This is a genomic window from Rhodococcus aetherivorans, from assembly GCF_025722975.1.
GTDB lineage: Bacteria > Actinomycetota > Actinomycetes > Mycobacteriales > Mycobacteriaceae > Rhodococcus > Rhodococcus aetherivorans.
In genome coordinates, this window is record NZ_CP106982.1 from 5,134,796 (window position 1) to 5,148,730 (window position 13,935).

At 66.5% G+C, this 13,935-nt stretch carries 12 protein-coding genes; 3 read left to right on the plus strand and 9 right to left on the minus strand.

What is annotated here, in order from left to right:
* Positions 1–16: 16 nt before the first annotated feature.
* The 7 genes from OCS65_RS23455 to OCS65_RS23485 all read right to left on the minus strand — a co-directional run bounded on the left by OCS65_RS23455 (position 17) and on the right by OCS65_RS23485 (position 6,923).
* On the minus strand, positions 17–1,477 hold the full coding sequence (locus OCS65_RS23455; RefSeq protein WP_065922960.1) for an aldehyde dehydrogenase: 1,461 nt from the start codon (positions 1,475–1,477) through the stop codon (positions 17–19).
* Positions 1,478–1,500: 23 nt separating this feature from the next.
* On the minus strand, positions 1,501–2,694 hold the full coding sequence (locus OCS65_RS23460; protein WP_006936315.1) for a thiolase C-terminal domain-containing protein: 1,194 nt from the start codon (positions 2,692–2,694) through the stop codon (positions 1,501–1,503).
* Positions 2,691–3,146, minus strand: a complete 456-nt coding sequence (locus OCS65_RS23465; RefSeq protein ID WP_006936317.1) for a Zn-ribbon domain-containing OB-fold protein — start codon at positions 3,144–3,146, stop codon at positions 2,691–2,693. Before OCS65_RS23465 ends, OCS65_RS23460 begins: the two co-directional genes overlap by 4 nt.
* Entirely contained in the window at positions 3,143–3,460 is a 318-nt protein-coding gene (locus OCS65_RS23470; RefSeq protein ID WP_029541620.1) for a hypothetical protein, read from the minus strand. Before OCS65_RS23470 ends, OCS65_RS23465 begins: the two co-directional genes overlap by 4 nt.
* Before the next feature lie 77 nt (positions 3,461–3,537).
* A complete protein-coding gene (locus OCS65_RS23475) occupies positions 3,538–5,025 on the minus strand; it encodes an acetyl-CoA acetyltransferase (protein WP_006936321.1) in 1,488 nt (495 codons plus the stop codon).
* Positions 5,022–6,059, minus strand: coding sequence for an LLM class F420-dependent oxidoreductase (locus tag OCS65_RS23480; protein ID WP_050034664.1), 1,038 nt, complete (start codon positions 6,057–6,059; stop codon positions 5,022–5,024). The genes OCS65_RS23475 and OCS65_RS23480 overlap by 4 nt, the downstream gene beginning before the upstream one ends.
* Positions 6,060–6,107: 48 nt before the next feature.
* Positions 6,108–6,923, minus strand: coding sequence for an enoyl-CoA hydratase/isomerase family protein (locus OCS65_RS23485; RefSeq protein ID WP_006936325.1), 816 nt, complete (start codon positions 6,921–6,923; stop codon positions 6,108–6,110).
* Between the two features lie 96 nt (positions 6,924–7,019).
* On the opposite strand from OCS65_RS23485, the gene OCS65_RS23490 reads away from it, so the two are divergent.
* The 3 genes from OCS65_RS23490 to OCS65_RS23500 all read left to right on the plus strand — a co-directional run bounded on the left by OCS65_RS23490 (position 7,020) and on the right by OCS65_RS23500 (position 11,482).
* On the plus strand, positions 7,020–7,898 hold the full coding sequence (locus tag OCS65_RS23490; protein WP_029541613.1) for a glucose 1-dehydrogenase: 879 nt from the start codon (positions 7,020–7,022) through the stop codon (positions 7,896–7,898).
* Positions 7,895–10,036, plus strand: a complete 2,142-nt coding sequence (locus OCS65_RS23495) for a molybdopterin-containing oxidoreductase family protein (RefSeq protein WP_102799947.1) — start codon at positions 7,895–7,897, stop codon at positions 10,034–10,036. Before OCS65_RS23490 ends, OCS65_RS23495 begins: the two co-directional genes overlap by 4 nt.
* Positions 10,037–10,120: 84 nt before the next feature.
* Positions 10,121–11,482, plus strand: a complete 1,362-nt coding sequence (locus OCS65_RS23500; RefSeq protein ID WP_029541610.1) for an MFS transporter — start codon at positions 10,121–10,123, stop codon at positions 11,480–11,482.
* 128 nt (positions 11,483–11,610) lie between these two features.
* Here OCS65_RS23500 and OCS65_RS23505 read toward each other — a convergent pair whose 3' ends face one another.
* Both OCS65_RS23505 and OCS65_RS23510 read right to left on the minus strand, forming a co-directional pair.
* Positions 11,611–12,351 carry an SDR family oxidoreductase gene (locus OCS65_RS23505; protein WP_029541609.1) on the minus strand — a complete coding sequence of 247 codons (741 nt, stop codon included), beginning with the start codon at positions 12,349–12,351 and terminating at the stop codon, positions 11,611–11,613.
* 7 nt (positions 12,352–12,358) lie between these two features.
* Positions 12,359–13,882, minus strand: coding sequence for a class I adenylate-forming enzyme family protein (locus OCS65_RS23510; protein ID WP_029541607.1), 1,524 nt, complete (start codon positions 13,880–13,882; stop codon positions 12,359–12,361).
* Between the last annotated feature and the right edge of the window lie 53 nt (positions 13,883–13,935).

The following is a 13,935-nucleotide window of genomic DNA, read 5'->3' on the forward strand; positions in this document are numbered from 1 at the left end:
CGAGACCTGGCTCTGGTCAGCGAGTTCCGAAGTACACCGACTTCGCGGTGAAGTACGGTGCCAGTCCCTCCGGGCCGAGCTCGCGGCCCAGCCCCGACGACTTGACGCCGCCGAACGGCGCGTCCAGATCGAGGGCGTAGTAGTTCACTCCGACTGTGCCGCTGTGAATCCGCGCCGCGAGGTCGAGGCCGTGCTGTTCGTCTGTGGTCCAGACAGTACCGCCGAGTCCGTACTCCGAGTCGTTGGCGATGGCAACTGCCTCGTTCTCACCGTCGTACGCGGTGATGGTCAGCACCGGACCGAAGATCTCCTCCTGCGCGATGCGCGCGGAGTTGTCGACGTCGGCGAACACGGTCGGCTCGACGAACCACCCCAGCGGCTGGTCGGCAGGGACGCCGCCGCCGGTGGTGATGCGGTAGCCGTCGGCGCGGCCCGAAGCGATGTAGCCGAGGACGCGGTCGCGCTGCGCGGCCGAGACCAGCGGACCCACGTTGGTGGCCTTGTCGAGCGGATCACCGACGGTCAGTGCCCGCACGGTCTCGGTGACCGCGTCCACGACCTCGTCGTACCGCGAGCGCGGGGCGAGGATCCGGGTGCTCGCGTGGCAGGTCTGGCCGTTGTTGACCAGCGACACCTCGAGCAGGTTCTTCGCGAAGACGTCGAGATCGGCGTGCTCGGTGACGATCGCCGCGGACTTGCCGCCGAGCTCGAGCGTGACCGGCCGCAGCAGCCGACCGCAGACCGCCCCGATCGCGCGACCTGCCGCGGTGGACCCGGTGAACGCCACCTTGTCGACGCCCGGGTGCGAAACCAGGTAGGCACCGGCGTCGCGGTCGGCGGGGACGACGTTGACCACACCGTCGGGCAGACCCGCCTCGAGCGCGGCGTCGGCGAAGGCGAACGCATCGAGTGCGGTCTCGGGGGCGGGCTTGAGCACCACCGTGCATCCCGCCGCGAGCGCGGGAGCGAGCTTCATCGCAGCGAGCGGCTGCGGGTAGTTCCACGGCGTGATTGCCGCGACCACGCCCACGGGCTCGCGGCGCACGACGGTGCGACCGCCGAATGCACTCGGCCGCACGTCCTCGTTGGACGCTTCGCGGATCAGACCTGCGTAGTACGAGAGCATCGCCGCGGGGCCGAAACCGTTCACACCGCCCGACAGCGCGATCGGCATGCCGTTCTCGCGGCTCACCAGCCGGGACGTGTCGCGACCACGTGACTTGAGGGCGGCCGCGAACGTGTCGAGCAGGTCGGCCCGTTCGACGTTGGTCAGCCTGCTCCACGGACCCGTCAGGGCGGTACGCGCGGCCGCGACGGCCGCATCGATGTCGGCGTCGGACGCGAGAGCGGAGGTACCCAGCACCTTCTCGGTGGCCGCCTCGATGACGTCCACGCCGCCACCGGACTTCGGCGCTACCCACCGTCCGCCGATGAACAGCTCGCTCCGGTCCAGACTATTGGTGTCACGGTCGTTCATGTCGTGCCTTTCGGACGTGGCGGTCAGAGGGTGTCTTCGTGGCCGAACAGCACCGAGCTCACCAACGGCGCCATCGGGCCGCCGATGAACAGGGAGGTCTTCGCGCCCTCCACCGGGTTGGTCGAGGTGCCGCGGATCTGCCGGACCGCTTCGACCGCGAGGTTCAGACCGTTGATGAACGAATCGGCGAGGTTGCCGCCGCTGGTGTTGATGGGCAGTTTGCCGTTCGGCGCGGTGAGGTTCTCGACGGTCATGAAGGTGCCGGCAGCTTCCCCCGGCGGACAGAGGCCGTGATCGATCAGTGCCGCGACAGCAGGACCACTGAAGTTCTCGTAGACCTGGACCACGTCGACATCATCCGGTCCGAGACCGGCTGCAGACCAAAGCCTTTCGGCGACACCGGGTTTTCCGTTGTTGGCCGGGCCGAATCCGGCGGTCATGTACTGCTCGCCGAGATCGTTGTCGATCAGTTCCGAGTATCCGCCCGGTGCACCTTGCGCGCCTGCCAGTAGATACGCCGGGTCGGGACGCAAGGTCTTCGCCCGCTCGGCCGAGACGAGCACCAGCGCGACCGCACCGTCGCTTTCACGGGAGCAGTCGAACAGGTGGAACGGCTCTGCGATCAACCGCGAATCCTCGTAGGTCTCCTCGTCGAGTGGGCGTCCGTAACCCTGCGCCGTCGGGTTGCTCTGCGCGTGCTGGTACGACGCGAGGACCAGGGATCGCATGGCCGACCGCGGCACCCCGCCGTGCTCGAGCATCCGCTGGGTGCGCATCGCGCAGATCTGCGCGGGCGAGCCGATGCCGTGCGCGAGGAAGTGACTGCCGTAGTGGTACTTCGCGTATCCGAGCCGACCCGTATCCGCCTGCGTCATCGCGCGATAGACCACAACACACTCGGCTTGACCGGTGGCGATCGCAGTGGCTGCATTCGTGATGGCCGCTGCGACGCTGCCGCCGCCCCCACCCCACATCATGTTCGACCAACGCAGTTCGTCGATCAGCAGTGCGCCGCCGATGATGGCGCCGTCGTTGGCGCCGCCCGCGTAGGAGACGAAGCCGTCGATCTCGCGGGGGTTGATACCCGCGTCGGCACACGCCCGGAGGATGACCTCGAGAGTCATGCGCTTCTCGCTGTGCGGGGCTTCGCCGCGCTTGTAATGCTGTTCGGCGACGCCGACGACGGCCGTCGCGCCGCGCATGATGTTGGCGCTCATCGCATTTCTCCCTCTACGATCGAATCGGCCCGGCGCCAGCGCAGCAACGGCCAGGCGGCGCCCTCGGTCCGCTCGAAGACTCCGACGACCCGGTCGCCGATCTCGGGGTTCGCGTCGATGTCGTCTGCGAGAATGCCCAGCACCCGTCGGCCACCGGCGTGCGGCAGTTCGACGAGCACCGTCACGTACGGCAACCGCTCGGCATATTCGTCCATGTACGGGTACCAGCTGCGATTCCAGCTGTAGACGGTGCCGGCCGGCTCGACGGTTTCCCATCCGAGGTCGAAGCTGTGGCAGTGACCGCAAATGGCCTGCGGCCCCCAGATCCACGTGCGGCAATCGCTGCAGCGCTGAAGGCGCAGCTCACCGGCAAGGAGACCGTCCCAGTACGGCTGATCGAGTCCGTCCGGCGCGGGTCCCCAGGGTTCGGTCGCGAGTTCTGTTGCGGTCATGCGTTCGCCTCCGTTCCGGCGGGGAAGTTCTCGAGCTTCGCCGCGAGCCAGCGTCCGTCGTGGAGCTCCCAGATGGAGCGCAGCCCGATCGAACGGTCGCCCATGTCGTAGACGGTCTCGCCCACCATCCGGTCGCCCTCGGCGCGCACGTCCTTGATCTCGAAGCCTTTCGTGGCCTCGCGGGGGGTGTCGATTCCGTCGAAGACCTGCGGAATGTTCTCTCGCACCATGTCGGCGAGAGCGGCCTTCATGTTTCCGGCGACAACGTAGCCGACATGCTGTTCGTACAGTGCACGAAAGTCTTCGACAGACATCTGTGAACTCCTCGATTCGTGACACGAGCCTGTCGTGTCCGTCAGTGCAATAACCTTATGTCGTTAGATAAATGCCGTCAACGTCGCGCGAAGTGGAACTGCCCGTCCTCCGTGATCGAAACGTGCTGACCTGCAACATCGCCCTCCGTGAGGCGCGCGAGATCCTCGGCGTCCGTGGTCGCCGCGAGGGTTCGCTCCCCTGCGGCAGTGCGTGCCGCGAGGAAACCACGCTCCGGCGAACCGTCGCGGCCGTACACCACGGTCCACGACTCCGCCGACGCCGTGCCCGCGTAGGACATGAGCGCGGCGGTCGTGGGCTGCCCCGCCACCTCGGCCTGCACGTCCAGCCGCCGGAATCCTCCGGCGGGAGGTTCCGTCCGGTACACGCCCATGGCGTGCTTCGTGAGATAGCCGCTGTTGGCGGTCACCAGACCGTACGAACCCGGGGACTCACGCACCCGTTTCGCCATGGTCGCGATCGAATGGCTCACGTAGTTGTTCCACGGGCCACCCCCGAACGTCAGACCACCGGTCACGGTCAGCGGCCGACCCGGATCATCCAGCGCCAACCCCAGCTCGTTCGCCGCAACCTGTACCGCCGACGGAAAACACGAGTACACATCGACGTGCGCGACATCGTCCAGCCCGATACCCGCGAGCTCGAGAGCCCGCGCCCCCGCAATGCGAATCGCCGGTGACCCGTCGAGGGCACCCCGTTCGGCGATCGCATACGTATCGTGCGATTCGGTGCCGGACTGCGGAAAGACCCAGTTCTCCCGCGGGATACCGAGCCGGGCGGCCGTCTCGACCGAGCACATCAGCAGCACCGCGCCCTGATCGACCATGTTGTTCGAGTTCAGCAGCTTGGTGTAGGGCGTGGAGATCATCCGGTTCTCGGGCGACGGTGTCGCGATCTCCGCCGCGGTGTACTCCCGTTGCACCCACGCATTCGGGTTCGTTGCCGCGATCTTGCTGAACCGCGACCACAGGCCCCCGATGAACTCGCGGTGCTCCTCGAGGGAGCGTCCCGCCGAGACCCGCAGCGCCTGCTCGAACAGCGGATAGACGTACGAGGGCCGGTCCAGACCGATCCGGCGTTCGCTCTCGTCCGCCATCGGCACATCGGTGACCATGATCTCGGCGGCGGGCACCGACTCGTCCTGCACGCTCCACTCGGGTCGCTGCTTCTGCGCCCGCAGCTTCATGCGGGTCCGCCAGGATTCGGCGCCACCGATGAGCACGACGTCGGCGCGGCCAGCGGCGATGTCCTCGGCGGCACCGTTGACCAGCACCTGCGGCGTGCTCCCACCGTTTCCGGAGTAACCGGTGTGCCGTACGGTCGCGCCGATGCGCTCGCCGACGAGTGCGCCCGGGTCGCGGTAACGCCAGGACAGGAGCCCGACCACGCGGACGGAGTCGACCAGTTCGAGCAGGCGCGCGGACCCGGCATCGGCAGCGGCCTCGCGCGCCGCGCGCACCATGAGATCGACGGGCTCCACGCCGCCGCCGCGTTCGTCGACCTGGCCGGTGCCGACCAGGATCGGGGTTCTCGGATCGAGGGTCACGACTGCACTGCCTCCAGAATGCGCTCGCGGTTCTCCGGCTTCGGCCACCCACCGAGGATGAGGGTGGTCAGGCACGTGGACTTCCACTTGGTTTCGATCTCTTCGATGATCTTGTCCGCGGGACCGACCAGGGCGACGTCCTCGACCATCTCGGTGGGCACGGCCTGTGCGGCGAGCTCGGGCCGCCCGCTCAGGTACAGCTCCTGGATCTCGGCGCACACCTCGCCCCACCCCATGCGGGCGAACACGTCGTTGTGGAAGTTGGCACCCTTGGCCCCCATACCGCCGGCGTAGAGCGCGACCGTCGGCTTGAGCCGGGCGGCGGCCTTCTCCACGTCGTCGTTCTCGAGGAGCCAGCACACGTTCGCAACCTCGAAGTCATCGGCGGTGCGGCGCGCTCCCTCACGCGAAAAGCCTTCGGCGAGTGCCGTGCGGTAGAACTCGTCGCTCTTGGGCGAGAACCACAGCGGCGTCCAGCCGTCGGCGATCTCGGCGGCGAGCGCCACGTTCTTCGGGCCCTCGGCGCCCATGTAGACGGGGACGTCGTCACGCAGGGGGTGGACGATCGACTTGAGCGGCTTCCCCAGTCCGGAGCCGCCCTGGAGCGGCAGCTGGTAGTGCCGTCCCGAGTAGGTCACCGGCTCCTCACGCGCCCACACCTGCCGCATGATCTCGATGTACTCGCGGGTGCGTTCGAGAGGTCGCGGGTAGGGCTGCCCGTACCAGCCCTCGACGACCTGCGGCCCGGACGCGCCGATGCCGATGATCACGCGACCACCGCTGAGGTGATCGAGGGTCTGCGCGGCCATCGCCAGCGCCGTCGGTGTGCGCGCCGACATCTGGCACACCGACGTCCCCAGCTTGATCCTCGACGTCTGCGCACCCCACCACGCGAGAGGTGTCAGCGCGTCGGACCCGTAGGTCTCGGCGGTCCAGAAGCTGTCGACCCCGAGCGCTTCGGCCTCGGCGAGCATCCGTTCGACATTGCGCGGCGGGCCCGAACCCCAATACCCTGCGGCGATTCCAACTCTCATGCTGCTTTCACTGCCTCTTCGGTGTGTCGTCGAATCAATCGGTGCCGGTCAGTGATTCTGGAACGCCGGCGGCCGCTTCTCGAGGAACGAGACGACGGCTTCCTTGTGATCGCGCGTCAACGAGCTGAGGATCTGCGTACGGTTCTCGAGGTCGATTGCAGCGCGCATGCTGGGCGCCTCCAGGTTCGACCACATCACTTCCTTGGTCATCCAGACGCCGAACGGGCTGTTCTGCGCGATGGCCCCGGCGGTGTCCAGCGCGACGTCGAGCAGCTTGTCGGCGGGTTCGACGGACGAGACGAGCCCGATCCGTTCGGCTTCGGCGGCGTCGATGGACCTGCCGGTGAGCATGATCTGCGCAGCCCGGGAGAAGCCGATCATGCGGGGCAGGAGCCAGCTCATTCCGATGTCGCAGTTGGACAGGCCGCGGCGAATGAACGCGGCATGGAACACCGCGGATTCGGACACGATGCGTATGTCGGACATGAGGGCGAGCGACATTCCGCCGCCCGCCGCGGCCCCGTTGACGGCCGCGATGATCGGTGGCCGCGCACCGCGGAATGCATCGACGAGACCCGCGATGTGCTTCTGCACCCGCAGTCCGAGTTGCGCGCGACCCTCCCCCTCGGTCGCACCCTGCGGGATTCCGTATCCGCGCAGATCCAGACCTGCGCAGAAGGCACGTCCTTCACCGGTGAGCACAATCGCGCGGGTGGTCGAATCGTCCCGCACCTCGGCGAGCACCTCGTGCAGCGCGTCGATGAGGTCGACGTTCATGGCATTGAGCTCGTCCGGGCGATTGAGGCGAATCAGGAGAATGCCCGGCCGCGGCCGCTCGGTCAGGATCGGTGTCGCATCGGACATATGGCTCTCCCCAGGGACGAAGGATTCGACAGAAGAAGACTAATGGCTTTAGATTAAAGCTCGAGGAACCGGCGAGCACAACCGAAGGAGTCCACCATGACGAACCTCGACGGCAAGGTTGCCGTGGTGACGGGAGCCGCGAGCGGAATCGGCGCAGCCACTGCTCACGTGTTCGTCGAGCGCGGGGCGCGTGTGATCGTCGCGGATATCGACGACGCTCGCGGGGAGACCGTTGCTGCCGCCCTCGGTCCCCGCGGCGCCTACCTGCACACCGATGTACGCACCGAATCCGAGGTCGAGGCCGCCGTCGCGCTGGCGGTCGACCGGTTCGGACGGCTCGACTGCATGGTCAACAACGCGGGCCGCGTCGGTGCCTGGACATTCCTCGAGGACACCTCCCTCGAGGAATGGGAAGACGGGTTCGCCGTGCTCGCACGCAGCGTGTTCCTCGGAACCAAGCATGCCGCGCGCGTGATGCGCGACCAGGGCTCCGGCAGCATCGTCAACGTCTCGAGCGTCGCGGGCGTGCGCACCGGATTCGGACCGCATCCCTACAGCGCCGCGAAGGCCGCCGTGCTCCAACTGACCCGGACCGCGGCCGTGGAGCTGGCCGAATTCCGGATCCGCGTCAATGCACTGGTCCCCGGAGGAGTCGCCACCCGCATCGTAGGCCACGGTGCGGGACTCGAGGACGAAGCACTCGACCGCAGCGTCGACGCCGTACGGGGCAGCCTGACGACGTTCCAGCCCATCCCGCGAGCCGGCGAACCCGAGGACCTTGCGCACGCCGCGGCGTTCCTCGCCTCGGACGACTCCGAGTTCGTCACGGGCCAGGCCCTCGGAGTCGACGGGGGACTGACCCTGGGCAAGAAGTGGCCGTCCAACTATCGGGACGAGGCGCAGGCGGCATCGACTCGCGCAGCCGCCGTGGGCGGCATCGACTTGCGCAGCCGCCGTGGGCGGTTGACCAGGTGACGACGCGCCGGGTCCACACGTTCTGCCGCATCTGCGAACCGGGGTGCGGTCTCGTCGCAGACGTCCGGGACGACCAGGTAGTCTCACTGCAGCCGGACAAGGATCACCCGATCCACCAGGGATTCGCCTGCCACAAGGGTGTGCACTTCCTCCAGGTCCACGACGATCCGAACCGCCTCGACCGCCCGCTCAAGCGCACGAATCCTCGCCACGAGGAGGTCGGCGACTTCGTACCGATCGACTGGGACGATGCGGTACGCGAGATCGCCGACAAGCTCGGGGACATCCGCCGGCGGTACGGGCGCAACGCGCTCGCCGTCTACCAAGGCAACCCGTCGGCGTTCAACGGCACCTACTACGCCAACGCGGCGGCACTCGCGCGTGGTTTCGACACCAGGATGCGTTTCAGCGCCGGCACCCAGGATACCTCTGCAAAATACGCTGCAAGCGAGGCGATCTACGGGGCGTCGATGGCGCATCCGATCCCGGATCTGCTGCACACCGACTATTTCCTGTGTCTCGGCAGCAACCCCCTCGTCTCGCACATGACCCTCATGCACATCTCGAACCCGATGGCCAAGATCAAGGCGGTCAAGCAGCGCGGAGGGACCGTCCTGTTCGTCAACCCGCGGCGGATCGAGTCGTCGGGACCGGACACCGGTGACGTGCTGCTGATCAAACCCGATTCCGACTTCTACTTCCTCGCGGCGATCCTGCACGAGATCGTGTTCCGGATCGGGTACGACCGCACCGCGGTGGAGAAGCATGCACGCAACATCGACGGGCTGCTCGATTTCCTCCGGGCGTATCCCGTCGAGCGAGTAACGGCGGCGACCGGCATCGAGGCCGACGTCATCAGGAAGGTCGCCGAGGACTTCTGCACCGCCCCCACCGCCAGCATCTACATGGCGACCGGCGTGAACCAGGGACGCCAGGGCACGCTGGCGTACTGGATGCTCAACATGATCAGTCTCTTCACCGGCAACCTCGGCCGCCGAGGCGGCAACATCTACTCCCGCGGCATGACCGACGTCGTGCAGAATTCGAAGCGCAAGCGCGAGAATCCGTTCTTCCATAACAGCGTGGGCGAGGTCCGCACTGTCAGTGGGGATCTGCCCGCAGCAATGCTGTCGGAGTACATCGAGACTCGGGATGATCCGATCAGAGCGTTGATCGTCATCTCCGGTAACCCGCTGTTGTCGGTAGGCGGAGAAGAGCGCCTGCGCCGCGCCCTGAAAGACCTGGAACTGATCGTGACGATCGACCTGTACCGCACGGTCACCGGCGAGATGGCGGATTACGTTCTCCCCGCCACGGATTGGCTCGAACACGAGGACCTCAACTTCCTGAACACGATGGGCGTCGCGATGGAGCCCTACGTGCAGTACACCCCCGCGGTGGTACCGCCGAGGGGCGACCGGCGCGACGACTGGTGGATCCTGTCACGAATCCAGCAGGAGATGGGCGTGGAGACGCTGCTCGACAGTCCCGATCCCGACCCCCTCGCCAACGCGGATGCCGCCATGCGCGACTCGGGCCTGAGTATCGAGCGGCTGAAGGAAATGCCTTGCCAGACCGCGGTGTTGCCCGAGGCGGACCCGTCGCACGTGTTCACCATCGCAGTGCAGCACGACGACGGCCTGATCGACTGCTGCCCGGCAGTTTTCCGGCGCGCATACCGCACCGCCGAGGACATTCTCGAGGAGTTGTCCACCGAGAGTGCCGACCAGCTCAAGCTCATCACACGCCGCACCCTGTACATGGTGAACAGCTGGCTGCACAACCTTCCGGTACTGAAACAAGGAGTGCACCAGAATAATCCCCTGTGGATGAACCCGGCCGACGCGGAGCGGCGCGGACTGGTCGCCGGTGACGACGTCACCGTCCACAACCGTTACGGGTCGGTCGACGCGGTACTGGCATACGACGAGGCCCTCAAGCCGGGCGTAGTCGCGATGACACACGGATGGGGTCAGAGCTCCGCTCGCAGCCTCGAGGTGGCGCGGCGCCAGCCCGGTGCGAACGTGAACAGACTCTCCCCCATCGGGAAAGACGGATACGACGTCCTCAGCAATCAGTCGCACCTCACCGGCATCAACGTCGATGTCACACGGCGCGGGCACAACGGACCCCGATAGACAAATCTAATGCCTATAGCTTAATGTGGTTTCCGTCACTGCATCATTCGGGCAGATCGCCCATCACTCACATCGAGGTTTCGCATGACCGAACGTACGACCGCGGCTGCAGGCCCTCCCCCGAACACGACCTCCGGGCCCTCCCGCGCGGACTCACGACGCGCAAGCCGTGCCGCCTTCGTAGGAACCCTGCTCGAGTACTACGACTTCAGCCTCTACGCCTCGGCGGCGTCGATTGTCTTCGCCAGCGTGTTCTTCACCGGCTCGAGCCCGTTCCTGGGAACACTACAGGCGGTCGCCACGTTCGCGGTCGGCTTCCTCGTCCGCCCGGTAGGTGGCGTGATTCTCGGCAGCCTCGGTGACCGCATCGGACGCAAGAAGATCCTGGTCTTCACGATGCTGCTGATGGGAGGGGCAACCCTCCTCGTCGGGCTTCTGCCCAGTTACGCGCAGATCGGATGGGCTGCACCGGCTCTGCTGGTCTTCCTGCGCATTCTCCAGGGTATCGGGGCCAGCGGTGAGTACGGCGGTGCCGCCCTCGTCGCCGTCGAGTTCGCACCCGAGAAGAAGCGTGGGTTGCTCGGCTCCCTCCCCGGCATGGGCGCGGCACTCGGTGGCGTGCTCGGAACCTTGTCGCTCCTCCTGGTGTCCGCCCTGATGTCCCAAGAGGCCTTCCTCGCGTGGGGCTGGCGCATTCCGTTCCTGCTCAGCGTCGTGATCCTCGCCTACGGCCTGTGGCTCCGTCGCGCCCTGCCCGAGACGCCCGCGTTCCGCGAGATCAAGGAATCCGACGCCCTGTCGAAGAGTCCCATTCTCGATGTGATCCGACAGCAGCCGCGCGCCCTTCTGACCGTCCTTGTGATGACCATCGGACAGACCGGTATCGGCTACTTCTACATCGTGTTCATGGGCACCTTCGGCACCAACCAGCTCGGTTTCGGTAGAACCGAAGTACTGGTCGGCCTGATCGCTGCGCAACTCACGAATACCGTTCTGATCCCGCTCTTCGGAGCACTCTCGGATCGTGTCGGACGACAGCCTGTGATCATGTTCGGCTTCCTCTACAGCGCCGTATTCGCGTGGGTGGGCATTTCACTCCTGTCGGGGGCAGCAACTCCTCCGTTGCTGTACTGGGTGGTCATGGCACTGGGCAACGGGGTCGGAGTCGCCGCCATCTTCGGTCCGATGGGCGCGTACGTCATCGAGTTGTTCCACACGCAGCACGCCTACAGTGGCCTCGGTCTCGGTCGTGAGGCCGGCAACGCGCTCGGCGCGGCAATCGTCCCGGTCATCGCAGTCGCCTTGGCGTTCGACGACACGACGGTGTGGCTCAGCCTCCTGGTCTGCGTCGTCTCGCTGCTCGGTTTCGCAGCAACCGTCCTGTCCCGTACCCGGTCGTCGTCCGTCCTGAAGCAGGACGACGACCGAGCCCCGGTGTCGGTGTAACACCTACCCAACACCGTGCGCGTTTCTGGTAGCGAGAGCTACCAGAAACGCGCACGGGTGCAGGGGGCACGCAACAACGATGCGACCCGTGCCGATCGAATCGGCACGGGTCGCATCGTGGTCGCATCTCAGACGCCGACCGGACCACCCCGCCACACACCGATCTCCTCACCGGAGACGTCGGCGGCGTTGTCGCTCACCAGGAACGACACCGTCGAGGCGATCGACTCGGGCGGAATCGACGGCCAGTGCCTGGTCAGGGCCTCCACGCCGGCTTCGCCTCCCGACGACACGATGTCCGTGGCGACGAAGCCGGGCATCACAGAGTTGACCGTGATGCCGCGACGGGCCACCTCCACCGCCATCGTCTTGGTCATGGCTACGAGACCGGCCTTGGCTGCGGAATAGGCACTCATGCCGGGCGACGGCCGGCGCCCGCCCGACGGGCTGTTCACGAACACCACACGGCCCCAACCTGCGTCGTACATTGCGGGCAATGCGAAGTGTGTACAGTAGAACGCGCCGTTGAGATTGACCGCAATGACTTCGTCGAACTCGTCGGGGGACTGCTTACGGGCCGCACCGGCCTTGTTCATGCCCGCATTGTTGACGAGCACGGTGGGAGCACCCAGTCGGGCCGTCGTGTCGGCGATGAGCCGTTCCGCGTCGGCGGCTTTCGAGATGTCGGCCCTGATTGCCACGGCCTGTCCGCCGTCCGCGACGATCTTCGCGACTACGTCCTCGGCATCGCGCGCACTACGCGAATAGTTGACCGCGACGGCGAATCCATCGGCGGCGAGCCGCTGCGAGATGGCCGCGCCGATGCCGCGCCCCCCGCCGGTAACGACAGCAACTTTCTGCGGGTTCACCACTGGATTACCGGACCTTCTCGTAGTTGTCGGGCACATCCGCGAAGGTGTCGCGCAACTGGCGCTTCGCGATCTTCCCGCTGGGCATCCGGGGCAGCGGCTCGTCCATGAAGACGACGTAGCGCGGCACCTTGTAGTCGGCGAGGCGCTCGTTGCAGAAGGCGACGACCTCGGATTCCTTCATCTGCGCGCTCGTCCTGACCAGCGCTGCCGGGGTCTCGCCGAACTTGGCGTCGGGGACGCTGATCACCGCGACCTCCTCGACCCCTGGGATCTGGTTGATGACGGTCTCGATCTCGGCGGGCGAGATGTTCAGGCCACCGGAGATGATCATGTCCTTGAGGCGGTCGACGTACGTGAGGTAGCCGTTCTCGTCGAGCTTGCCGAGGTCGCCGGTCTGGAGCCAGCCGTCGATCAGAGTCGCACGGGTGGCCTCCTCGTTGCGCCAGTATCCCGGCATCATGCCCGGTCCGCGCAGCAGGATCTGACCGGTTTCGTTGGGCGGGAGGTCGTTTCCTTCGGGGTCGACCACCCGGATCTTCGTGAAGATGCCGCCCCACCCGCACTTGTCGGGGTGTTCCGCGGCTTCGTCCCGCGGCATTGCGGTGGCCGATCCGCCGATCTCGGTCTGACCGTAGATCTGCCTCAGGGACACCCCTTGGGCCTGCCACTTGTGCAGCAGGTCGACAGGCACGCGGGCACCGCCGACGTGTGCGGTGATCATGTGGCTCAGATCCGTGTCGGCAAATCCGGGCACCTTCGCGATCTGTTCGAAGAGAATCGGGGGCCCGGTCAGGGTGTTGGCCTTGTCCTCGGAGAGGATGCGCAGCGCCGACGACGGGTCGAATCCCGGCTGCAGGAACAAGGTTCCGCCGTGCAGCACGACACGCGAGATGCCCCAGACGATGCCGGCGGCGGTGAACAGCGGAAGCACCAGTACCGGGCGCAGACCGTTCGGCTGAATCGGTTCCATCAGCGACCACTCGTGCATCTCACCGGCAATCGTGGCGTGCGTGAAGATCACACCCTTCGGCTTCCCGGTGGTGCCGCTGGTGAACACGATGGCAGTGGGAGTGTCGAGATCGACGACCGGCGAGCGGTACTTCGCGTGTTCGCGGCCGCGCAGCGGGCGCACATCCTTCTCGAACACGGCGACCGAGAAGGTGTTGCGTGCCTGCTGGACCTCTTCGAGTCGCGGCAGCAGTGCCTCTTCGCAGTAGACCACGGAGGGTTCACAGTCGTCGACGAGGGTGGTGAGCTCGCCGGTGAGCATGCGCTGGTTGAAACCCACGGCGATGGCGCCGACCTTCATGGCGCCGAGCGAGGCCACGGCCCATTCCAGGCTGTTGGCACCGAGGAAGCCCACTCGATCACCCGGCGCGACGCCACGGGAGGCGAGGTCGTGCGCAACACCGTCTGCCCAGCTCGACAGCTCTGCGTAGCTGACGACATCGCCGTCGAAATCGATCGCGGGCAGATCCGGCTTCGACCGAGACCAGTAGGTCAAAGCGTCTACAACGGTGCCGCTCATGTAGCCCTCCATGAATGTGTGTCGTCGATGCGGGCCCACCTCGGTGAGGCGCA

Bases quoted from the DNA above. Each gene is read 5' to 3' on its own strand.
- OCS65_RS23455 (WP_065922960.1), bottom strand. From the start codon at position 1,477: ATGAACGACCGTGACACCAATAGTCTGGACCGGAGCGAGCTGTTCATC.
- OCS65_RS23460 (WP_006936315.1), bottom strand. From the start codon at position 2,694: ATGAGCGCCAACATCATGCGCGGCGCGACGGCCGTCGTCGGCGTCGCC.
- OCS65_RS23465 (WP_006936317.1), bottom strand. From the start codon at position 3,146: ATGACCGCAACAGAACTCGCGACCGAACCCTGGGGACCCGCGCCGGAC.
- OCS65_RS23470 (WP_029541620.1), bottom strand. From the start codon at position 3,460: ATGTCTGTCGAAGACTTTCGTGCACTGTACGAACAGCATGTCGGCTAC.
- OCS65_RS23480 (WP_050034664.1), bottom strand. From the start codon at position 6,059: ATGAGAGTTGGAATCGCCGCAGGGTATTGGGGTTCGGGCCCGCCGCGC.
- OCS65_RS23485 (WP_006936325.1), bottom strand. From the start codon at position 6,923: ATGTCCGATGCGACACCGATCCTGACCGAGCGGCCGCGGCCGGGCATT.
- OCS65_RS23490 (WP_029541613.1), top strand. From the start codon at position 7,020: ATGACGAACCTCGACGGCAAGGTTGCCGTGGTGACGGGAGCCGCGAGC.
- OCS65_RS23500 (WP_029541610.1), top strand. From the start codon at position 10,121: ATGACCGAACGTACGACCGCGGCTGCAGGCCCTCCCCCGAACACGACC.
- OCS65_RS23510 (WP_029541607.1), bottom strand. From the start codon at position 13,882: ATGAGCGGCACCGTTGTAGACGCTTTGACCTACTGGTCTCGGTCGAAG.